General features: G+C 68.5%; 25 protein-coding genes. 15 read left to right on the forward strand and 10 right to left on the reverse strand.

Translation table 11 applies throughout. The annotated features are described in order from the left end of the window. Window positions 1-19 precede the first annotated feature (19 nt). The 3 genes from FSB78_RS13030 (at window position 20) to FSB78_RS19520 (ending at window position 1,847) form a co-directional block, all read left to right on the forward strand. Window positions 20-289, forward strand: a complete 270-nt coding sequence (locus tag FSB78_RS13030) for a DUF4160 domain-containing protein (RefSeq protein WP_147083046.1) — start codon at window positions 20-22, stop codon at window positions 287-289. After that, complete coding sequence (locus FSB78_RS13035) at window positions 282-545, forward strand: DUF2442 domain-containing protein (RefSeq protein WP_147083047.1); 264 nt, start codon at window positions 282-284, stop codon at window positions 543-545. Before FSB78_RS13030 ends, FSB78_RS13035 begins: the two co-directional genes overlap by 8 nt. Before the next feature lie 735 nt (window positions 546-1,280). Beyond that, window positions 1,281-1,847: a hypothetical protein gene (locus FSB78_RS19520; protein WP_242008266.1), complete on the forward strand. Its 567-nt coding sequence runs from the start codon at window positions 1,281-1,283 to the stop codon at window positions 1,845-1,847. 54 nt (window positions 1,848-1,901) lie between these two features. Here FSB78_RS19520 and FSB78_RS13045 read toward each other — a convergent pair whose 3' ends face one another. From FSB78_RS13045 to FSB78_RS13055, 3 genes are all read right to left on the reverse strand, one after another. Further along, a complete protein-coding gene (locus tag FSB78_RS13045) occupies window positions 1,902-2,375 on the reverse strand; it encodes a thermonuclease family protein (protein WP_242008268.1) in 474 nt (157 codons plus the stop codon). Between the two features lie 222 nt (window positions 2,376-2,597). Continuing rightward, window positions 2,598-3,551: an isopenicillin N synthase family dioxygenase gene (locus FSB78_RS13050; RefSeq protein WP_147084191.1), complete on the reverse strand. Its 954-nt coding sequence runs from the start codon at window positions 3,549-3,551 to the stop codon at window positions 2,598-2,600. Window positions 3,552-3,629: 78 nt separating this feature from the next. After that, the gene (locus FSB78_RS13055; RefSeq protein ID WP_147083049.1) at window positions 3,630-4,118 is read right to left on the reverse strand and encodes a hypothetical protein; all 489 of its coding nucleotides are present in this window, start codon (window positions 4,116-4,118) and stop codon (window positions 3,630-3,632) included. A gap of 96 nt (window positions 4,119-4,214) precedes the next feature. On the opposite strand from FSB78_RS13055, the gene FSB78_RS13060 reads away from it, so the two are divergent. The 4 genes from FSB78_RS13060 to FSB78_RS13075 all read left to right on the forward strand — a co-directional run bounded on the left by FSB78_RS13060 (window position 4,215) and on the right by FSB78_RS13075 (window position 7,032). Beyond that, window positions 4,215-5,471 (forward strand): multidrug effflux MFS transporter, encoded by a 1,257-nt coding sequence (locus tag FSB78_RS13060; RefSeq protein WP_147083050.1) that lies wholly within the window; start codon window positions 4,215-4,217, stop codon window positions 5,469-5,471. Window positions 5,472-5,541: 70 nt separating this feature from the next. Next, a complete protein-coding gene (locus FSB78_RS13065) occupies window positions 5,542-5,883 on the forward strand; it encodes a DNA primase (protein WP_147083051.1) in 342 nt (113 codons plus the stop codon). Continuing rightward, window positions 5,880-6,101, forward strand: coding sequence for a hypothetical protein (locus tag FSB78_RS13070; protein ID WP_147083052.1), 222 nt, complete (start codon window positions 5,880-5,882; stop codon window positions 6,099-6,101). The genes FSB78_RS13065 and FSB78_RS13070 overlap by 4 nt, the downstream gene beginning before the upstream one ends. A gap of 268 nt (window positions 6,102-6,369) precedes the next feature. After that, complete coding sequence (locus FSB78_RS13075) at window positions 6,370-7,032, forward strand: outer membrane protein (RefSeq protein ID WP_147083053.1); 663 nt, start codon at window positions 6,370-6,372, stop codon at window positions 7,030-7,032. 207 nt (window positions 7,033-7,239) lie between these two features. On the opposite strand, the gene FSB78_RS13080 is transcribed toward FSB78_RS13075, so the two are convergent. The 5 genes from FSB78_RS13080 to hflK form a co-directional block, all read right to left on the reverse strand. Continuing rightward, entirely contained in the window at window positions 7,240-8,469 is a 1,230-nt protein-coding gene (locus FSB78_RS13080; RefSeq protein WP_147083054.1) for a M20 metallopeptidase family protein, read from the reverse strand. Between the two features lie 162 nt (window positions 8,470-8,631). Continuing rightward, complete coding sequence (locus tag FSB78_RS13085) at window positions 8,632-10,251, reverse strand: helicase HerA-like domain-containing protein (protein WP_147083055.1); 1,620 nt, start codon at window positions 10,249-10,251, stop codon at window positions 8,632-8,634. Window positions 10,252-10,388: 137 nt separating this feature from the next. Beyond that, entirely contained in the window at window positions 10,389-11,930 is a 1,542-nt protein-coding gene (locus tag FSB78_RS13090; protein WP_147083056.1) for a Do family serine endopeptidase, read from the reverse strand. Window positions 11,931-12,024: 94 nt separating this feature from the next. Continuing rightward, window positions 12,025-12,888 (reverse strand): protease modulator HflC, encoded by an 864-nt coding sequence (hflC, locus tag FSB78_RS13095; protein WP_147083057.1) that lies wholly within the window; start codon window positions 12,886-12,888, stop codon window positions 12,025-12,027. Continuing rightward, on the reverse strand, window positions 12,885-14,003 hold the full coding sequence (gene hflK, locus FSB78_RS13100; RefSeq protein ID WP_147083058.1) for a protease modulator HflK: 1,119 nt from the start codon (window positions 14,001-14,003) through the stop codon (window positions 12,885-12,887). The genes hflC and hflK overlap by 4 nt, the downstream gene beginning before the upstream one ends. A 69-nt stretch (window positions 14,004-14,072) precedes the next feature. On the opposite strand from hflK, the gene FSB78_RS13105 reads away from it, so the two are divergent. From FSB78_RS13105 to poxB, 5 genes are all read left to right on the forward strand, one after another. Further along, a complete protein-coding gene (locus FSB78_RS13105) occupies window positions 14,073-15,023 on the forward strand; it encodes an Mrp/NBP35 family ATP-binding protein (protein WP_147083059.1) in 951 nt (316 codons plus the stop codon). Window positions 15,024-15,114: 91 nt separating this feature from the next. Further along, complete coding sequence (locus FSB78_RS13110; RefSeq protein WP_147083060.1) at window positions 15,115-15,555, forward strand: CoA-binding protein; 441 nt, start codon at window positions 15,115-15,117, stop codon at window positions 15,553-15,555. Window positions 15,556-15,633: 78 nt separating this feature from the next. Next, a complete protein-coding gene (locus tag FSB78_RS13115) occupies window positions 15,634-15,972 on the forward strand; it encodes a hypothetical protein (protein ID WP_147083061.1) in 339 nt (112 codons plus the stop codon). Continuing rightward, the gene (locus tag FSB78_RS13120; protein ID WP_147083062.1) at window positions 15,969-16,406 is read left to right on the forward strand and encodes a hypothetical protein; all 438 of its coding nucleotides are present in this window, start codon (window positions 15,969-15,971) and stop codon (window positions 16,404-16,406) included. The genes FSB78_RS13115 and FSB78_RS13120 overlap by 4 nt, the downstream gene beginning before the upstream one ends. Before the next feature lie 67 nt (window positions 16,407-16,473). Then, window positions 16,474-18,222: a ubiquinone-dependent pyruvate dehydrogenase gene (poxB, locus tag FSB78_RS13125; RefSeq protein ID WP_147083063.1), complete on the forward strand. Its 1,749-nt coding sequence runs from the start codon at window positions 16,474-16,476 to the stop codon at window positions 18,220-18,222. Between the two features lie 50 nt (window positions 18,223-18,272). Here the strand turns inward: poxB and FSB78_RS13130 are convergent, their stop codons facing one another. Continuing rightward, window positions 18,273-18,914, reverse strand: coding sequence for a trimeric intracellular cation channel family protein (locus FSB78_RS13130; RefSeq protein ID WP_147083064.1), 642 nt, complete (start codon window positions 18,912-18,914; stop codon window positions 18,273-18,275). Window positions 18,915-19,055: 141 nt separating this feature from the next. Here FSB78_RS13130 and FSB78_RS13135 point away from each other — a divergent pair, with 141 nt between their 5' ends. Both FSB78_RS13135 and FSB78_RS13140 read left to right on the forward strand, forming a co-directional pair. Beyond that, window positions 19,056-19,355: a glycine zipper 2TM domain-containing protein gene (locus FSB78_RS13135; protein ID WP_147083065.1), complete on the forward strand. Its 300-nt coding sequence runs from the start codon at window positions 19,056-19,058 to the stop codon at window positions 19,353-19,355. A 126-nt stretch (window positions 19,356-19,481) separates the two neighbouring features. Continuing rightward, on the forward strand, window positions 19,482-19,907 hold the full coding sequence (locus FSB78_RS13140) for an OsmC family protein (protein ID WP_147083066.1): 426 nt from the start codon (window positions 19,482-19,484) through the stop codon (window positions 19,905-19,907). Between the two features lie 287 nt (window positions 19,908-20,194). Here FSB78_RS13140 and FSB78_RS13145 read toward each other — a convergent pair whose 3' ends face one another. Continuing rightward, entirely contained in the window at window positions 20,195-20,416 is a 222-nt protein-coding gene (locus tag FSB78_RS13145) for a hypothetical protein (RefSeq protein ID WP_147083067.1), read from the reverse strand. A 106-nt stretch (window positions 20,417-20,522) separates the two neighbouring features. Here FSB78_RS13145 and FSB78_RS13150 point away from each other — a divergent pair, with 106 nt between their 5' ends. Further along, the gene (locus FSB78_RS13150) at window positions 20,523-21,257 is read left to right on the forward strand and encodes a hypothetical protein (RefSeq protein ID WP_147083068.1); all 735 of its coding nucleotides are present in this window, start codon (window positions 20,523-20,525) and stop codon (window positions 21,255-21,257) included. Window positions 21,258-21,312 lie beyond the last annotated feature (55 nt).

Raw genomic sequence — 21,312 nt, forward strand, 5'->3', positions numbered from 1 at the left:
GGCGAGGTCGGACTAGTAATTGCCGGTAATCTCGCTCTTCTTCGGCATCGTGATTCGGATGTATTTCGATGATCATCCGCCACCCCATTTCCACGCGAGCTACCAAGGCTTCGAAGCCTTCGTTCGGATCAGCGACGGTGCGATCATCCGGGGCAGCCTGCCCAACCGGGCGACCCGGATCGTCCGTCAATGGGCTCTCGACCACCAACCCGAACTCATGGCAAACTGGCAGCGCGGCGTAGACCTGTTGCCGCTGGAGATGATCGCCGGTGCAGACCTCGATGATTAAGCTCACCCGCCTCGCCGTCCAAGGCGACACGACGTTGTTGCTCACCTTCTCCGACGGCACCGCCGCCCCTTGGTCCGCCGGCGCGCTGATCGCGCGCGACACCGTGATGACGCGGCCGCTCGCCGACCCCGCCTATTTCGCGCGTGCCTTTATCGAAGGTGGCGCGCTCGCCTGGCCCAACGGCTTCGAACTTTCCGCCGATGCGCTGCACCAGCGACTGGAGGCCAGCGGCGCACTCGTCCGCGACGCCGCCTGAGGCTACCGCAGCCGCCCCACATACGCCGTCATCCCCGCGGAGGCGGGGATCCAGATCCTCGACCCTCGCGCCTCCAGCCGCGAGGCCAGCCAGTATGGATTCCCGCCTTCGCGGGAATGACGGATGGAAGGGGAGCGGCGCGCTCGTCCGCGACGCTGCGTAGCGCGACCGCCCCGTCATCCCGGGCTTGTCCCGGGATCCAGGGTAACAGCCCGCAGCGCCCGTAACTCTGGATCCCGGGACGAGCCCGGGATGACGACACGTTCGTCACCCCGGGCTTGGTCCGGTGTCCACCGTCCCGCGAACCAAAGCATCTCAATTATGCCGCGCCGTGGATGCCGGACCAAGCCTATCCTGAGCTTCGCCGAAGGGTCCGGCATGACGGAAGGGCGCTACAAGTCGCGCAAAACCTGTTCGACGGGATCATCGCGCTACGATCCCGGCACTGCGCCAGCCCGCGCTCGATCTTGGCCCGCTTCCACGCGTCTTAGCCACGCGCGGGCAGCCCGCCCGTATCGTCCAGCTTCCTGCTCGTCGACGACTGGTTTCATGGTCGCGCCGCACCATAAACCGCGCCCCGCCATAAGTCCCGGCCCCACCCAACAAACCCGCTGTCCAACACCCCCAAACCGCGCATAGCTGGCATGGCTCCTGAAACAGGGGCACAACCATGAAGACGGACTCCTACGCGGCGAACGCACCGGCCGTGTCGTCACCAATTTCGGCCATGGGGACATGGTCGACGACCCCGACCCGCCGTCGAATCAGGCGTCGCAGGCGATCACCGAGAGCATGATGATCGTGGCGCTCCACCGCCGCCACGACGGCTGGTTCGCGGACCGGCCGCGCGTCTTCCTCAACCCGCTCGCGAACGGCGGCAGCATCTCGATCGCCGTCGACGCCGCCGACATCACCCCGCGCTCCGCCTACCGTTTGCGCAAACACTCCAAGAGCGAAGCCATTGCGCGCCTCGGACGCGGCCCTGATGCGCGCCGGCGGACGGCTGATGACCGTGGCGTTCGAACGCGCCACCGCGGGCACGCCGCGCCAGATCTGGCGCGAGGGGCGGATCGTCGTCGAACAGGCGATCCCGTCGGACCGCATGCCGATGGTCCTGCTGGCCACCTCGACCCCGCGCCGTTCGATCCCGGCGGCAAGATGACCGCGCGCGCGACCGCGATCATCGCGATGCAGGCGGATTTTGCCCCGGCCATGACCGGGCTGGCCGATACCGATGTCGATGCCGACTTGCCCGACGTCGACGATGATCGCCCGCATCCCCCCGCCCAGCAGCGCGCATGAGCTTTCGCAGGCCGGGTGGTGGGGGCTGGGTAGGGCAGGCTTCGGTACGGGGCGTCAGCCCGCGGCGCACCACCCGGCCCGCCGGCCGCCGCCATAGTCGCGCGCCAGCCCCTCGCCGACCAGCACCGCGCCCAGCGACACGCCGTCCCGCTCGACGCGCCGCAGTTTCCGCCCATAGCGGTCGACGTCGCGCCGGATCGGCACGAGCTCGAACGGCCCCGCATTCAGCAGCGCCTGCATCCTGAGCGTTGCAGCACGCCCGGCCTTCGCCTCGGCGGTGCAGCGCGGCGGGTGCGTTTCGGGCGTGTCGATATCGGCGATGCGGATCTTCGCGCCGTCCATCCAGAAGGTGTCGCCGTCGACCACGCAGTCGATCCGCTTGCCCGACCCGCAGATCGAGAATCGCGCGGCCCCGGTCTGCCGGGGCGCGTCGGGATAGGCGGCCGCATCGCCCCCGCCCCGCTCGACCGCCACCACGCCCAGCCCGAGCGCCAGCGCGGCGAGCAGCACGCCGCGCGCCTCCCGCAAACTCGTCCACCATATGCCGGATTTGCGCGGAACCCCGCGCGGGGAAACTCGGTACGCCATCGCCTCCGCGCTAGGCGGCGACGGTTACCGAAGCCTTGCCAATGCGACGAGCCGCCCCAAGGGTGAGTCGGACCCCGTTCCCCCGCGAAGGCGGGGGCCCAGAAGTACCAGGCGGCAGCGCGCGTAACCCTGGGCTCCCGCCTTCGCGGGAGAACCGGGGGCTTACGCCTTCACCAACCCGATTTCGACCAGCCGCTCGTGCAGGTAATCATGCGCGGTAATCGGCGTCGGATAGCGGTTCGGCCGCTCGGCGCTCACCGTCCCCGGCAGCGTCTCGATCAGGAAGTCGGGCGCGGGGTGCAGGAAGAACGGCATCGAGTAGCGCGAATGGCCGCGGCGCTCGGGCGGCGGGTTGACGACGCGGTGCGTGGTCGACGGCAGCACATGGTTGGTCAGCCGCTGCAGCATGTCGCCGACATTGACCACCATCGCGCCCTCGGGCGGCTTGATCGCCAGCCACTCCCCGTCGCTGCCGAGCAGCTCGAGTCCCGCTTCCTCGGCGCCGAGCAGCAGCGTGATCAGGTTGATGTCCTCGTGCGCCCCGGCGCGGACCCCTTCCGCATCGGCGGGGATCGGCGGATAGTGGAGCAGCCGCAGCACGCTGTTGCCGTCCTTGACCGCCGGGTCGAACCAGTCGGGCGCCAGCCCCAGATGCCGCGCGATCGCCGACAGCAGCCGGTCGCCCGCGGCATCGAACGCCGCGAACAGCTCGACGAACACCGACTTGAACCCCTCGGGCCGGTCGGGCCAGATGTTCGGCGCCATCTGGTCGGCATAACGATGCCCGGCGGCGAGCTCGCGGCCGACATGCCAGAACTCCTTGAGGTCGACGACCTTGGCGTCCTTGGCGATCTCGGTCTTGAACGGGGTGTAGCCGCGCGCGCCGCCGCCGCCGGGGACGTGATATTGCCGCTTCTCGTCCTCGGGCAGGTCGAACAGCAGCTTGGTCTCGGCCCAGGCGCGGTCGATCAGGTCCTGCGGGATGCCGTGATCGGCGATGACCGCGAAGCCATAGCGTTCGAACGACCCGCCGAACGCCGCGGCGAAGCCGTCGGGATCGCTGTCCTGCATGGCGAGGCTGAGGGTCGGGACCTGGGCGGCGGGGGTATCGAGCATGATGGCGGCGTCCATATTGGGGAACGCTGCATATAGGCGCCTCGATCGTGCTTTGCCAAACGCCCCCCCAACGAAGGATCATCCGCCGATCACGACCGTCCCGCTCGCCTTCCCCGCACCGTCGGGCGCCAGCTCGAGGCGGAACGGCTTGTTCTCGTCGGTCGTGCCGATCAGGTTCGCGCCGTCCGCCTTCACCCGGTACCCGACCTTGGCGAGACGCTCGGCGAACCAGCCGCGCACCACGTCGGGCGTCGCCGGACTCGCGAACCGCACGCGCAGCCCGCCGCCCTCCTGGCCGTCGCCGGTCACCGCGACGTTGGTGATCGAGGACCCGGGGTATAGCTTCACCCCGTTGAGATCGAAGTCCCCCGAATCGAGCTTGATCTTGGGCAGCGTCACCGATCCCTTGAAGCCCGGAACGTCGATCTTCATCTCGCCCGTCTCGCCGTTGATCGCGCCCATCACGTTGCCGCCATCGGCGTTGATCGACACCGACGTACCTTCGTCGGACCGGTTGCAGGCAGCGGCGCCCAGCACGAGGCCGGCGAGAAGGAGGGGACGAAGCATGACGGTCTCCTGACGGTGAGGCCGGACCATAGCCCAGCGATCCGCTGCCGCGAAGGGTTCCGCACTGCACCATGACGCTGTAGGGGCCCCCGCATCATGACGTCTGCTCCCACTACCGACTCGCCGACGATGCGCGGCGCGCCGATCGGCTTTGTCGAATTCGTCGCGCTGGTCGCCTCGCTGATGTCGCTGACCGCGCTCGGCATCGATTCGATGCTGCCCGCGCTGCCCGCGATCGGCGAGACGCTGGGCGTCGCGAGCGACAATGCGCGCCAGTACATCGTCACCGCCTTCGTGATCGGGTTCGGCGTCGCGCAGCTCGTCCATGGCCCGCTCGCCGACCGCTTCGGCCGCCGCACCGTGCTGCTCTGGTCGCTCGCCGCCTATGTCGTCGCCAACCTCGCCTGCGCGATCGCGGGCAGCTTCACGCTGCTCCTCGTCGCCCGTGTCCTCGGCGGCGCCATGATCGCCGCTGCACGCGTCGCGACGATCGCCCTAGTCCGCGACTGCTATCACGGCCGCGCGATGGCCCGCGTCATGTCGATCGCGTTCATGGTCTTCATGATCGTCCCCATCCTCGCGCCGAGCTTCGGCTGGCTGGTGCTGCAGTTCGGCGACTGGCGGCTGATCTTCGCCACCATCGCCGTACTGACGACGGGCGTGCTGCTGTGGTTCTACATCCGCATGCCCGAGACTCTGGCGCCCGAGAACGTCCTGCCGATCACGCCCTCGCGCATCCTCGCCGACTGGCGGATGACGCTCGTCGACCGCCAGTCGCTCGGCTACATGCTCGCCTCGACCGCGCTGATGGGCGCGCTGTACGGCTATCTCAACTCGATCCAACAGATCATGGCCGACGTGTTCGCGCAGGCCGCGCTGTTGCCCGTGATCTTCGCGGCGAGCTCGGTGACGATGGCGGTCGCCAACCTGCTCAACTCGCGGATCGTCATGCGGCTCGGCACCCGGCTGATCAGCCATGGCGCGCTGACCGGCCTCATCCTGGTGTCGCTACTCCACCTCGCCGCGATCCTGCTCGGATGGGAAACCCTCGTCAGCTTCACCGTCTTCCAGGCGCTGACGCTCGGCTGCTTCGGTCTCGCCACCTCGAACTTCTCGGCGATGGCGATGGAGAATATGGGCCGCATCGCCGGCACGGCGTCGAGCGTGCAGGGCTTCGTCAGCGTCACTGCGGGTGCCGTCGCCGGCGCGCTGATCGGCCAGGCGTTCGACGGCACGACGATCCCGCTGGTGGTCGGCTTCCTCCTCGCGGGACTCGTCGCGCTGGTCGCCGTCGCGGTTACCGAGCGCGGCCGGCTGTTCCGGCCCGCGCAGCCGTCATCCCGGCCCGCCTGACGGAACCCGCAAGGCCGCCCCGCCGTTCGCTTCCCACGGACCCGCATCCCGCGGCCTGAGGAGTGACATCATGGGCGGACACCAGATTCCAAGCGCCGGTTCGGGCGACGACGGCTTCGACGAAGACGGTTATGACGAGAGCCAGCGCGCCGAGATCCTCGAGGCGACCGGCAACGGGCCGACCGACGGCATCATCATGACGAACCTCAACCCGGACGTCGGCGACGAGGATTCCGAGGACGAGGATATCGACGATCTCGACATGGACTCCGAAGAAGTCGGCGAGACCGATGCCAGCGTCACGATGGACGAGGACGACCAGGACGAGGACGACGTCCAGGATTCGCTCGACGACGGCAGCATCGACGATGACGAGCTCGACGATTCCGACGATGTCGCGTTGAAGCCATGACGCGCCGGGGCCGCGTCCGCCGCGGCTCCCTCGCCACGCGAGCGCCCACGCATATCCTGGTCGCGATCTCGCTCGTCGGCCTGGGCGCCTGTTCGCGACAGCCTGCCAAACCGATCGACACCACGATGATCGCGGCCGAACGCGCCAAGGCGAATATCGACCGATACGCGCTCGCCAAGGCAGCCACGACCCGGTCCGCACGGTCCGCCGCGAAATGATTCGCACCAGTGCCGACCCGGCGGATCAAGGCGCCAGGCGTCCACGTGCCTTGATTGCGACACACCTGACCGGTTCTCGCCCCCAATCGGCCATGGTTCGTTCACCAAATTGACAGGAACCGTGACGCTTTCGCAACAGCCCGAATAAGTTCCGTCTCGCGGTTGTTTGCAACGCAACAATACTGTCATTGGCCGGTTTGGAGGTACCTGGACCAGGCGCGGTGAGCGACCGGACCACGGCATCGAAACGACAAAAGGTCAGATACTAATGCGTAAGCTTTCCCTCGCCATCGCCCTCGCCGCCGCTACCGTTGCGGTTCCCGCTTTCGCGCAGGACACGACGATGGCCCCCACCGACAACAGCGCGCAGCCCGGCGAAGCCGCGGCTCCGGACGGCTCGAAGGCATTCGGCATCGAGCCCTATGTCGGCATCATGGGCGGCTGGGAGCAGTTCGACAACGAGAGCGGCCGCGGTCTGCCGCAGGCAATCAACGCCGACGGTTCGCTGCGTCGCCACTACAAGCCCCAGGGCGCGCTGGTTCAGGGCGTCGTCGGCGTCAACGTTCCGCTCGGGCCGGTGTTCGTCGGTGCCGAAGGCAACGTGATCAAGGGTGTCGATGGCAACATCGATTGGGAATATGGCGCAGCTGGCCGCGTTGGCTTCCGCGCTGGCGACAGCGGCCTGTTCTACGCCAAGGCTGGCTATCAGTGGGTCAACTTCGACCATTTCTCGGCACGCTCGACCCGCGGCGGCGACACCGGTCGTGACTATGGCGCAGTGACCTACGGCATCGGCGCCGAAGTCGGCCCGCAGAACATCGGCCTCAAGGGCATCACCGGCAACGCGGGCTTCCGCATCCGCGCCGAAGTGAACACCTGGGGCAAGGCACAGAGCCTGCGTCCGATGCTCGGCATCATCACGCACTTCTGAGCCTGACCGTTCGAAATGCCGAAAGGGGCGGGACCGAAAGGCCCCGCCCCTTTTTTGTTGGCTGCCATTCGAGCCCGGGGCCACCCCGGCGGAGGCCGGGGCCCAATTGGGTGACCGTAGTAACGAAGGGCAATCCGCCGTTACACCGACCTTCCCAATTGGGCCCCGGCCTCCGCCGGGGTGGTTCGATCGGACGGCCCGCGACAGTCAGTCGAACCCTGTCGCCAGGAACCGCTCCGCCACCGCGCAGTGCATCGCAATCCCGTGCGCCATCACCCGCTCGTCGATCGTCATCTTCGTATTGTGCAGCGGCGGGTTGGTCCCCGGATCGCTCCCCTCGGGCGCCGCACCGATGAACGCCATCGCGCCGGGCAGCTTCTGCAGCACGTACGAGAAGTCCTCTGCGCCCATCATCGGCGGCATCACCGCCCAGCCCGCCTCGCCGTTCAATCCGGTCGCGCATGCCTTCATCAGCTCGGTCGCGCGCGGATCGTTGACCGTGACCGGATAACCCTCCTCGATCCGCGCCTCGCCGACCGCGCCGTGCGCCGCAACGATTCCTTCGACCATCCGCGTGAACGCCGCGCGCAGCTGCTCGCGCGTCCGCTCCGACAGCGTCCGCATCGTCCCCAGCATCTCGACGGTCGACGGGATGACGTTGTGCGCGCTCCCCGCGTTGAGCTTGGTGATCGACAGCACCGCAGGATCCGTCACCGGCACCTGCCGCCCGACATAGACCTGCAGCGCGGTCACGATCTCGCATGCGATCGGCAGCGGATCGAGGCAGTCGTGCGGCATCGCCGCATGGCCGCCACGCCCGGTGATCGTCGCGCGCAGCGTATCGGTCGACGCCATCAGCGTCCCCGACCGGCTCACCACCGTCCCCATCGGCATGTTCGGCGAGATATGCAGCGCGAACCCCGCCTCGGGCAGCGGATCGTCGAGCAGCCCGTCGGCGATCATGTGCCGCGCGCCGTGATGCCCTTCTTCGCCCGGCTGGAACATGAACACCACCGTCCCCGGCAGGTCGTCGCGCCGCGCGCACAGCGCCTTCGCTGCGCCGACCAGCATCGCAGTATGCGAATCATGTCCGCACGCATGCATCGCCCCGGGGGTCTGCGACGCGAAGGGCAGCCCGGTCTCTTCCTGCATCGGCAGCGCGTCCATATCGCCGCGCAACAGCACCGTCCGCCCGTTGCCGCCGGCACTCCCGTCGCGCCCGCCGCGCAGGACCGCGACGAAACCCGTGGTTGACGTCCCCTCGCGGATCTCGAGCGGCAGCCCGGCGAGTGCCGCCTTGATCTTGTCCGAGGTCCGTGGGCAGTGCAGCCCGATCTCCGGATCGGCATGGATCGCCCGGCGCAGGTCGATCGCCTCGTCGAGCGACGCTTCGCCCACCGCGGCCCAGTCGGTTGCGGTCTCGAAATCCAGGCTCATGGCAAACTCCTTCGGATCGCTGCCGTGTCTAGTTCAGCCAGTTCCCCGGCGGAGGCCGGGGCCCAGTTGAGGAACGGCCATAACATGGGGACGATCCATCGTTACCGGAGCCTTCCCACCTGGGCCCCGGCCTTCGCCGGGGATCTGATATGGCGAGCAACCTTACCCCCGGAACAGCCCGCCTAAAACCCCGCGCAGCACCGTCCCGACCAATCCGCCAGACGACGAGCGGCTCCGTGACTTGGTCCCGAACACTTGTTTGCCGATCTCGTTCGCCACCTGTCGCCCGATCGACGACCCGGCCGCGCGTGTCGCGGAAGTCGCGATCTTCGTCCAGGGCGAGTTCGCGGCCTCGCGCGCCGCCTCGCGCTCCTGCGCCACCTGTTCGCGCGCCGCGACCTTGGCGGCCTGCGCATCGGCCTTGGCCTGCATCGCGGCCGCCTTCTCGGCGTCCGTCGTCGCCTTCGCAGCCGCCGCGGCGGCGCTCGCCGCCTCCGTCTTCGCCGCCAGCAGCTCCTCGGCCGACTCGCGATCGACCAGCGTGTCGTACTTGTCCCCGATCGCATCGGTCTGGATCATCACCGCGCGCTCCTGCGGCGTGATCGGCCCGACCCGGCTGGCAGGCGGCTTGATCAGCGTACGCTCGACCGGGCTCGGCGCCCCGTCCGCCTGCAGCAGCGACACCAGCGCCTCGCCGACCTTCAGTTCGGTGATCGCGGTTGCCACGTCCACCCCCGGATTCGCCCGGAACGTCTCCGCCGCCGACCGCACCGCCGCCTGGTCGCGCGGCGTGAACGCGCGCAGCGCATGTTGCACGCGGTTGCCGAGCTGCCCCGCGACCGTGTCGGGAATGTCGATCGGGTTCTGCGTGATGAAATACACCCCCACCCCCTTCGACCGGATCAGCCGCACCACCTGTTCGATTTTCTCGAGCAGCGCCTTGGGCGCCTCGTCGAACAGCAGATGCGCCTCGTCGAAGAAGAAGCAGAGCGTCGGCTTGTCGGGATCGCCGACCTCGGGCAGCGCCTCGAACAGCTCGCTCATCAGCCACAGCAGGAACGTCGAATAGAGCTTCGGGCTCGCCATCAGCTTGTCGGCAGCCAGGATGTTGACGATCCCGCGCCCGCGATCGTCGACCCCGATGAAATCCGCCAGGTCGAGCGCGGGCTCGCCGAAGAAATGCTCGGCGCCTTGTGTCCTCAGCTGCAACAACGACCGCTGGATCGCGCCGATCGACTGTTTCGACACGTTGCCATAGGTCGTCGTCAGCTCGTCCGCGCGCGCCGCACAGTCGACCAGCATCGCCTGCAGATCGTCGAGGTCGAGCAACAGCAGCTTCTCGGTATCGGCGACGTGGAAGGCGATCTCCAGCACCCCCTCCTGCACCGCGTTCAGGTCCATCAGCCGTGCCAGCAGCAACGGCCCCATCTCGCTGATCGTCGTGCGGATCGGATGCCCCTGCTCGCCATACAGGTCCCAGAACTGCACCGGGTTGTCGGCATAGGCCCAGTCGGCATCGCCGATCTCCTCCGCGCGCGCCGCGAAGGTCTCGTGGGTCTTGGCGGTCGGCGATCCCGCCATCGCCAGCCCCGACAGGTCGCCCTTCACGTCGGCGACGAAGCAAGGCACGCCGTTCGCTGAGAAGCCCTCGATGATCCCCTGCAGCGTCACCGTCTTGCCGGTCCCGGTCGCGCCGGCGATCAGCCCGTGTCGGTTGGCGCGCTTGAGTTCGAGCACCTGCGGCCTGCCGCCGCCCTGACCGATGAAGATGCCCTCGCCCATTACCGCCTCCGTTCGCTTTGCCCGAACCTAGACGGGGCGCCGACGGGGCTCAAAAGAAAACGCGCGCCCCCGTACCCACAAAAAAAGGCCGCCATTCCCTTCCGGAAACGACGGCCCCTTCTCAACCTGGCGGAGGATCAGCCCTTGATCTTCACCGGCACGAACGCGCCCGGGCCGCGTGCGCGCTGCACGAGCAGCAGCACCTGCGGACGCCCCGCGGCCTTGGCTGCCGTCACCGCGGCGGCGACGTCGGCCGCGCTGCGGACCTGCGCGCCGTTGACCGCCACGATCACGTCGCCGCGCTTCAGCTTGCCGGCCGCGTCGCTCGACGGGTCGACCTGCGCGATCACGACGCCCTGCACGGTCGCATCGACGTTCACCGCAGGCGCACGCGCGATCGCGGGCGTCAGCGGCTGTACCGTTAGCCCCAGTGCGTTGCCGCTGGTCGGCGCGACCGCACCGCCGGTGGCGGGTGCATCGTCGTCGTCCGCGCTGAACCCGTCGTCACCGCCGCCGACCAGCGCCGCGAGCGCCTCCTGCGACGGCCGCTCGGCCACCGTGACGCTCACCGCGGTCGGACGGCTGGCGCGGATCACGTCGAGCCGCGCGACCTGCCCGGGCGTCACGTTCGACACCAGATAGGACAGCGTCTGGTCGGGGGTCACGTCCTTGCCGTTGACCTTGGTCACCACGTCGCCGACCTTCAGGCCGCCCTTCGCCGCCGGACCGCCCGGCTCGACGCGCGAGATCAGCTCGCCGCGGTTCTTCGGAATGCCGAGCGCCGCTGCCGCATCCTCGTCGACCGGACCGCCTAGCCCGACGCCCAGATAGCCGCGCTTGAGCGAACCACCCTTCATGAAGGTGTCGATGATCGGCTTGGCCTGCTCCGCGGGGATCGCGAAGCCGATGCCGATATTGCCGCCCGACTGGCTGAAGATCTGGCTGTTGATGCCGATAACGTTGCCGTTCAGGTCGAACATCGGCCCGCCCGAATTGCCCTGGTTGATCGACGCGTCGGTCTGGATGAAGCGGTCATACGCGCCGCCCTGCCCGGTGACGCGGTTGATCGCAGAGATGATACCCGCGGTCACCGTGCCGCCCAGGCCGAACGGCTCGCCGATCGCGACGACCCAGTCGCCGACGCGCGCGCCGGCCGAATTGCCGAACTTCACGAACGGCAGCCCGGTCGCGTCGATCTTGAGCAGCGCGAGATCCGAATCCGGATCCTGGCCGATGATCTTGGCGGTATATTCCTTCTTGTCGGTCAGCGTGACCGTGATCGAGTTCACCGTCGCGCCCTTGGCGCCGGGACGGATCACGTGCGCGTTGGTCACGACATAGCCGTCGGGCGAGATCAGGAAGCCCGAGCCCAGCGACGCGCCCTCGCGCTTCACCGGCGCACCACCCTGGCCGCCGCCGAACAGCTCGCCGAACGGCGTGCCCGCGAACGGATTGGCCTGTTGCTGCTGGACGATCGTCTGCTTGGTCGAGATGTTGACGACCGCGGGCTGCAGCTTGGCGACCATGTCGGCGAAGCTCATCGGCGCGCCGGGCTTGGGCGCGACCGCCTGGATCGCGCCGGGTTCGTTCTGTGCGACCTGCGCGGCGGGCTGCAGCGCGAGCGTCGCGGTGGCCCCGCCAAGCAGAAGCGCAGTCGTGATGGCGTAAGCGTAACGCACTGAAGTGGTATCCTCTCGTTTCATCGGTCGAAACAGGTGGCTCATCGCCAAATCATGCTGAACGATGCTTGAATATGAACGGGTCGTCAGGCGTTCAACGCCCGCGGCCCTCGAATTCCCTCAGATACGAGTTGTTCGGCGAAAGAATGATCGAGGTCGAACCTTCCGGCTTCGCACCGCCGTCCGCGCCGAACGTGTGCCGGTACGACTGCATCGCGCGGTAGAAGTCGTAGAAACTGGCATCCTTGCCGAAGCTTTCCGCATAGATCCGCGCGGAATCGGCGTCGGCCTGCGCGCGGACGATCTGCGCCTGCTTCTGGCCCTCGGCGCGGATCGTGATCGCTTCCTGCTGGCGCGCGCTCTGCATGCGCTTGAGCGCGCTGTCGAGCGGCAGCCCGACCGGCAGGTTCGCCTGCTTGATCCGCACGTCGACGATCTCGACGCCGTATTGGCTCGCGACACGCTGCAGCCCGACCTGGATATTGTCCATCAGCTGCCCGCGCTCGGGGCTCAGCAGCTCGACGAACTGCCGCTTGCCGAGCTCGTTGCGCAACGCCGACCCGAAGATCGGCCGCAGCTGGTCGGGGACCCGGTCCTCGCTGCCGACCGCGTTGCGCATCTTGCGCGGATCGATGATCCGGTAGCGCGCATAGGCGTCCACCTCCAGCCGCAGCTGGTCGGTCGACAGCACCAGCGTGTTGTCGAGCTCGAGGTCCTGCACGCGCTTGTCGACCCAGACGATGCGGTCGATGAACGGGATGCGCGCGATCAGGCCGGCGCCGGTCTGCCCGAACGGAACGTTCGGCTGCCACACGTTGACGGTCCGGACCGGCTGGCCGAAGCGCAGGATCACCGCCTGCTTGGTCTCGGGCACGATCGCGAACGTCGCGGCCGCCAGGATCACCAGCGCCAGCGCGACGAACCCGAGTACGACGGGGTTGCGATAGAAGCCGGTCACTGGCCTGCCCCCGCCTGCGCCACGGGCGCGACATCGGGCTCGGGCAACCGCTTCGCGTTCGACAGCGGCAGGTACGGCACGACGCCGCCGGGGGTCTCGACGATCGTCTTGTCGGTCTTGGCCAGCACGGCCTCCATGGTCTCGTAATACATGCGACGACGCGTCACTTCGGGAGCCAGCTTGTACTGCTCATAGACCTTGTCGAACGACGCGGCCTCGCCCTGCGCGCGCGCCACGACCTGCTGCGCATAGGAGCGCGACTGGTTGAGGTTGGCGATCGCTTCCTGCTGCGCCGCGGTCACCGCATTGAAGTCCTCGACGATCCGTGCCGGCGCCGCCGCCTGCTTGATCGCGACGCCCTGGATACGGACGCCCGACTTGTAGTCGTTGAGGATCTGCTGCGTCAGTTCGGCGACGCGCTGCTCGATGACGGTTCGGCCGGTACCGATCGCCTGGCTCAGCGTGGTCGTCGCGACCACCGCGCGCATCGCGCTCTCGGCGGCTGCGCGCACCGTGTCCTGCGGCTGCGCGAGCTGGAACACGAAATCGCGCGGATCGGCGATGTCCCAGCGTACCGAATAGGCCAGGTCGATGATGTTCTGGTCACCCGTCAGCGTCAGGTTCTCGCCCTCGCCAACCGGGAAATTGTCGGTGCGGATCTTCTGCACGTCGACCACTTCGACGTCCGCCAGCGGCGCCGGCAGCGTCAGCCGCAGGCCGGGCTCGAGCGTACCCGCATATTTGCCGAAATAGGTGACGACGCCGCGCTGCTGCGGGCCGATCTGGTGCACCGAGGTGAACAGCACCCACGCGACGAAGATCACCGCGACCCCCACGGCCCACAGCGTCCGCGCATTGGCACCGGACGGAAGGCCGCCGAAATTGCCGCCGCCACCACCGCCGCCACCGCCACCGGTGTTGCGGGCCTTGCGCAGGAATTCGTCGAGCGCGCTCGGCTTGACGGGCGTTTTGCGCCCACCCGGCGGTGTCGCCCAGGGATTGCGCGGGCCACCCGTGCTGCCCGTACCATCGTCGCCAGAGCCGCCCCAGGGGCCTTTGGGAGTTTCTACCGCAAGGATAGGGGGACGCCGGAACCAGCGCGAGAAGTTCGTCATCATGCCTTTATAAGACCGCGGCGGCGGAAAAACAGTGCCAAGCGCCCGCGGCCACCCTATCTGCCGCGCATGATCGACATCGAAGCGGTAAAGGCGGCGATCGCCACAGTGGCCGGCGCGCGCGCCACGGTACGGCTCGAAGGCGCGAGGCTCGGCATCGTGCTCGACGCCACCGGCCTCGATCCCAAGGCACGCGATGCGCTGGAGGCGACGGTGCGGATGGCCGCGACCGCGCCCGGCGTCGCCGAGGTCCGCATCGCGCTCACCGCCGAACGCTCCACCCGCCGCCTGATCGCGGTCGCGAGCGGCAAGGGCGGCGTCGGCAAGTCGACGCTGTCGGCCAATCTCGCCATCGCGCTATCCAGGGCCGGCCGCCGCGTGGGCCTCGTCGACGCCGATATCTACGGCCCGTCCCAGCCGCGGCTGATGGGCGTCGAGGGCACCCGCCCGACCGCGAAGGACAAGGTGCTCGATCCGGTCCCGACTCCCTACGGCGTGCCCTTGCTCTCGATGGGCCAGCTCGTCGAACCGGGCCGTGCGCTCGCGTGGCGCGGACCGATGGCAGCGGGTGCGCTCGGCCAGCTGGTCGAGGCGGACTGGGGCGCGGTCGACACGCTCGTGCTCGACCTGCCGCCCGGCACCGGCGACGTCCAGCTGACGATGGTCCAGAAATATCGCCCCACAGGCGCGGTGATCGTCTCCACCCCGCAGGACCTCGCGCTGATCGACGCACGCCGCGCGATCGACCTGTTCGAGAAAGCCGGCGTGCCGATCATCGGCCTGGTCGAGAACATGGCCGGCTATGTCTGCCCGCATTGCGGCGAATCGTCCGACCCGTTCGGCAATGGCGGTGCGGAGGCGGCGGCGGCCGAGCTCGGCATCCCCTTCCTCGGTCGCGTGCCGTTGACGATCGCGCTGCGCACCGCCTCCGACGCCGGCAAGCCGCCCGCCGCCGACCCCGGCGACACGGTGTTCGCACCACTCGCCGCACGGCTCGTCGCATGGTTGAAAACACTGTGAAACCAGCGGAGTCTTTCGACGTTATGTCTTCACCGGTCGTACCTGACGCGTAGAGTCACGGTACGAGCGGACCAGATTTTAGGAGGCGTCGATGCCGCTCACCGCCGATGCCGACATCAAGGCACTGCTCGAAGGTGCCCGCACGATCGCGATGATCGGCGCCTCCGACCGCCCCGACCGGCCCTCCTACGGCGTGATGGCGAAACTCCAGGCGCACGGCTACCGCGTCATACCCGTCAATCCGCAGATCACCGGCGAGCATATCCACGGCGAGTTCGTCTTCCGCGAGCTCGCGCAGCTCGGTGATCCGATCGACATCGTCGACATCTTCCGCAACTCGGCCGCTGCCGGCGAGGCCGTCGACCAGGCGATTGCCGTCGGCGCGAAGGCCGTCTGGATGCAGCTCGGCGTGTCCAATCCCGAGGCCGCCGCCCGCGCCGAGGCTGCCGGTCTCAAGGTCGTGATGGACCGCTGCCCGGCGATCGACATCCCGCGACTCGGCGTCGCACCGATCCAGGCCGATCGGGAATGAACCGTCCCCGCTAACGACCGCTGGCGTTCTGCCGGGCGATCGGGCAGCATCGCTCCGTCCGCCGCTACGGGGTGCCAGATGTTTCCCTATATCCTGGCCCTGCAGGCCGACACGGCTACCCTCGTCGACACCGCGCGCCGCATGACAAGCGTCGCGCAGCGCTGCGTGCAGGATCCCAACTCGACCGACATCACCGTCTGCGGCCTGCGCAACGCCGATCGCTTCCGCGTTCCCCTCAAGACCGCACCCGCCCGCCGCGACAACGTTGCCGAACAGCGCGCCGCGCTGGTCCACGCGCGCACCCCGATGGAGGATATGGGCCCCTTCCTCGTCGGCGGCGGCGGGGCAGGCGTCAGCGCCACCGTGGGCGGATCCGGCGAGACGAAATTCGCCGGCATGCGGACCCCTGCGCCATGATCCTCGCGCTGCTCCTGCAAGCGGCGGCGGCAACCGCGACGCCGCCCCCCGCCCCGGTCACACCGCCCGTACCGCAGCGTTTCTCGATCCTCGCCGACCCGTGCGCGCGGACTTCCGACGACGGCCGCGACATCGTCGTCTGCGGCTCCACCCAGGCCAGCTCGCCGCGCCTCCCATTGCCCGACGAACGCGGCCCGCCCGATCGTCCCGTCGCGTCGAACCCGGAACTAAGCGCGGTACGGGCACTCGCGCTCGAAAACACGCCCTGCGCCGCCTCGCAGAAGGGCTGCCAGGTCGGTATCGGCCCGCCGATCATGCCGATCGCCAGGGCCGCGGTCGGCGCGGTGAAGAGCATGCTCGCGAAGAAGCCCGACAAGCGCGGCCGCGTGCCGATCCTGCTCGACGATCCGGCCCCCGGGCACGCCACGCCGTAGCGTCGGCCGGAACAGGCCGCGCGCGCGGTCCGTTACAGGGTCTCCGCCATCAGCCCTGGAGTACCCCATGTCGAAGACCGTGATCGCGTATCTGTTCGCCGAGACGCTGCACCTCGCAGGCGTCGAACGTATATACGGCGTCGTCGGCGACAGCCTCAACGGCCTGACCGACAGCCTGCGCCGCCAGGGCAAGATCGACTGGGTCCATGTCCGCAACGAGGAAGCCGCGGCGTTCGCCGCGGGTGCCGAGGCGCAACTGACCGGCAGGCTCGCGGTCTGCGCCGGCTCGTGCGGCCCCGGCAACATGCACCTCATCAACGGCCTCTACGACTGCCACCGCACGCGCGTGCCCGTGCTGGCGATCGCCGCGCAGATTCCGACCGCCGAGATCGGCTCGAACTATTTCCAGGAAACCCGCCCCGAGGCGCTGTTCCGCGAATGCAGCGTCTATTGCGAGACGATCAGCGACGCCGACCAGATGCCGCGCACGCTCGACACCGCGATCCGCGCCGCGGTCGGGCAGCGCGGCGTGTCGGTGGTCGCGATGTCGGGCGATGTCGCACTGCGGACCACGACCGGCACGCTCGCGAGGTCCAGCGGCGTGCTGCTGCCCGCGCCTGCGACGATCGTCCCCGATGCGGCGGGCGTGGCCGAACTCGCCGCGTTGCTCAACGGCTCCGGCCGCGTCACCATCCTTGCCGGCCGCGGCTGCCGTACCGCACACGCGGCGCTGCTCGATCTCGCCAAGACGTTGCAGGCGCCGATCGTCCATGCGCTCGGCGGCAAGGAGTTCGTCGAATATGACAACCCCTATGACGTCGGCATGACCGGGCTGATCGGCTTCTCGTCGGGCTACGACGCGATGATGGGCTGCGACACGCTGCTGATGCTCGGCACTGACTTCCCCTATCGGCAGTTCTTCCCGACCAAGGCCAAGGTCGCGCAGATCGATATCCGCTCGGAGAACCTCGGTCGCCGCACCGGCATCGACATCGGCCTGATCGGTGACGTCGGCGCGACCATCGCCGCGCTGCTCCCTAAATTGACCGCGCCCCGCGACGGCGACTTCCTGCAGGCCTCGCGCAAGGATTATGCGAAGGCGCGCGAAGGCCTGGACGAGCTCGCGCACGGCACCCCCGGCAGCGGCGTCCTCCACCCCCAGCACGTCGCGCGCGTACTCAGCGAACAGGCCGCCGACGACGCGGTGTTCGCCTGCGATGTCGGCACGCCCACCGTCTGGGCCGCGCGCTACCTCGCGATGAACGGCCGCCGCCGCCTGCTGGGCTCGTTCAACCACGGCTCGATGGCCAACGCACTGCCACAGGCGATCGGCGCGCAGGCGGCCTATCCGGGGCGGCAGGTGGTGACGCTGTCGGGCGACGGCGGTCTCGCCATGCTGATGGGCGAGCTGCTGACGATCAAGCAGCTCAACCTGCCCGTGAAGATCATCGTCTTCAACAACGGCACGCTCGGCTTCGTCGAGATGGAGATGAAGGCGGCGGGCCTGGTCGAGACCGGCGTGACGCTCGACAACCCCGATTTTGCCGCGATGGCGCGGGCGATCGGCATCCACGGCGTTCGCATCACCGATCCGGGCGAGGTCGAGGCCGGCGTTCGCGACGTCCTCGCGCATCCCGGCCCCGCGCTGCTCGACGCCGTCACCGCGCGCACCGAACTGTCCATGCCGCCGAAGATCACGATCGAACAGATGAAGGGCTTCACGCTCTACATGGCCAAGGCAGTCCTCAGCGGCCGCGGCGATTCGGTGATCGAACTGGGCAAGACCAATGTCGGGCTGCTGAAACGCTTCCTGTAACGCCGGATCGGGCGCTCATCCGTCATCCCGACGAACGCCGGGATGAAGGCTCACCGCGTGCCCGGATACGCCGGCAGCGCCAGGTGGAACCGGATTGCCGCCGCGCGCAGCGTGAACCCCGCGCTCGCGCCGGCCAGCGCCGCCCAGCCCTGCGGCACGCCCAGCAACACCAGCCCGACATAGGTCGCCGACGCCAGCGCCGCGGCCGTGACGTACAGCTCGGGCCGCATCAGGATCGACGGCTCGCCCGCCAGCACGTCGCGGATGATCCCCCCGACGCACGCGGCCACCACCCCCATCACCGCTGCCGGGACCGGCGGGATGCCATAGCGCATCGCCTTCGACGCGCCGTACACCGCATAGGCGGCAAGCCCCAGCGCATCGAACCAGTCGAGCGCCTCGTCCTTCCACCAGCGCGCCGGCGTCGTCCAGATCAGCAACGCCATCGCCAGGCACACCGCCGCAGCACGCGCGTCATGCACCCAGAACACCGGCGCACCAATCAGCAAGTCGCGCACCGTACCCCCGCCGACCCCAGTGATCAGCGCGAAGAAGGCGAGCGTGACCGCGGTCTGCCCGCGCTTCGCCGCGGCAAGCGCGCCCGAGGCGGCGAAAACCGCCAGCCCGGCCAGATCGGCCCAGGGCGCCGCGACGGGCAGGATTGCGACGGGAAGGATGGGTGTCGGCAGCATTTGCAGGGGCTTATCCCAGTTCGTTGCCGCACGCGACGGAACCCTTTGGCTTCCTGAACGTGCGGTTGTTTCAGGTTCATGCAACCGTCCTTATTCTCCCAACGTTACGGCAACAGTTCTTTTCAAAACGGGAGTAAGAATATGCGTAAGATGATGCTCGCCCTGGGGTGCACCGCGATGGTCCTGCCGACGATGCTGGTCCCGGTGTCGTCCGCCGAAGCGCGTCGCGAATGGCGCGGTCGCGACGGCCGGATCTATTGTAAGAAGAACAACGGCACGACCGGCACGATCATCGGCGGCGTCGGTGGCGCGCTGCTCGGCCGCACGGTCGACACCCGCGGCGACCGCACGGTCGGTACGCTCGGCGGCGCGGTCCTCGGCGGTCTCGCCGGTCGCGCGATCGACAAGGGTTCGAGCAACAACAACCGTCGCTGCCGCTAAACGGCCCGGTCCGGGCCTTGCCCGGACCACTAGGCAATCCCCTGGGTTAGGCCCGGGCGGCGGAACAATCGGGGCGCTCGCGAGATGATCGCGGGCGCCCCTTTTGCATTTCAGGAGACAGAAATCATGACGACCCGTAGCGCTTCGGCAAAATATGAAGGCCTCGGCAAGGACGGCAAGGGCCATGTCTCGACGCAGTCGGGCGTCCTCTCCGACAACGCCTACGGCTTCAACACGCGGTTCGAGAACGAGCCCGGCACCAACCCCGAGGAACTGATCGCCGCCGCGCATGCGAGCTGCTTCACGATGGCGCTGAGCTTCGCGCTCGCGGGCAAGGGCTATTCGGCCGGCACGCTCGAAACCAGCGCGAAGGTCACGCTCGACAAGGACGGCGACGGCTTCAAGATCACCAAGTCCGCGCTGACGCTCAACGCCAAGGTCGACGGCATCGCAAAGGACGAGTTCGAGGCGATCGCCGCGGACGCCAAGGCGAACTGCCCGATCTCGAAGGTCCTGAACTGCGAGATCACGCTCGAGCACACGCTGGCGTAATCCCGCGTCACGCCGGACATGGTCCGGCATCCATCGTGCCGCGCACGCAAACGTTCGAAGGCGCGGCACTACGGGACAGCACGATAGCCCACCCGTGCGTCCCAAATCCGTCATCCCCGCGAAGGCGGGGATCCAGACTGGCTAGCTTTGCGGGAAGCCCGCAACGTCCGAGTATATGGATCCCCGCCTCCGCGGGGATGACGACGTTGACGTGTCGCGGAGTCGTACCGGCGACGCCACCCATGGTAAGGCACAAGCCGCATCGCCATCGACGATGCCGCCCGAAATCAGATAATCCCGCCGCCCAGCATCAGCCGCAGCGCGAAGATGATGATCAGCACCACGTTGAGGTTCCGCCCGGCATTGCTCGACGACAGCGCGCCGACCGCCGCGCCGACGATCCCGATCGGGATCACCATCCAGTTCATCCACCCCAGCAGCGGTATGAACGCGACCAGCCCCAGGGCGAGCGTGACGAGGCCGATGAGGATCGAGACAAGGTTCAGCATGCCCCGGATATGGCGTAGCGCTCGGTCGCCGACAAGTGTGCCGCGCGATCCAGCCCAGCCTCGCGACAACGCTTTCTTGACGCCCGCCCCGCTATACACTCGCGCCATGAAACCGATTCGCGCCATCCCCCTGCTCGCTCTTGCCCTGATCGCGTGCGACAAGGCTCCCGCCGGCCAGGATCTGAACAGCCTCGACGCCGAACTGACCGCGAGCAATACGGGCAACGCGCGCGACCCTGCGCTCACCGCGGCGCTCGCCGACCAGATCATGGTCGACCCGACGCTCGCGCAATCGTCCAACGGCAACGCGGTCCGTCCGCCGCCCCGCCCGGCCAGCGGCGCGGTGCCGCCCGACGGAGTCGCGCCGCGCACCGATCCGACCGACCCGGCGACGCTGAAAAAGGCACCGGCGCCCAGCGGCGACTGCCCCGAATGCAAGGCTGCCAAGGGTGCGCTGACGCTCGGCGCGCTTGCCGAACGCCAGGCCAATCGCCGCACCGCGGCCTGCGCCGGCGCGATCGGCTACAGCGCGGGCTGGGCGAACCGCCTGCCCGCCGACCTGCCGCTCTACCCCGACGCACGGCTCGCCGAGGCAGCGGGTGCGGACCAGGACGGCTGCCGGCTCCGCGTCGTCAGCTTCGCCAGCGCCGCGACCGTCGATCGCCTGATCGACTTCTACTACACCAGGGCGACGAAGGCGGGGTATTCGACCGGGCACCGCACCGACGGCGCGCAGCATGTGCTCGGCGGCACTCGCGGCGAGGACGCCTATGTCGTCTATGTCACGGCGCGCAGCGGCGGCGGCAGCGAGGTCGATCTCGTCTCCAACGCCGGGATCTGACCGGAGTCCGGACGCGCGGCTTCCGCCGGGGCGCGATTCGCGCTACGGGCGCATC

Origin of the sequence: Sphingomonas ginsenosidivorax, from assembly GCF_007995065.1 — a bacterium.
Classification (GTDB): Bacteria; Pseudomonadota; Alphaproteobacteria; order Sphingomonadales; family Sphingomonadaceae; genus Sphingomonas; species Sphingomonas ginsenosidivorax.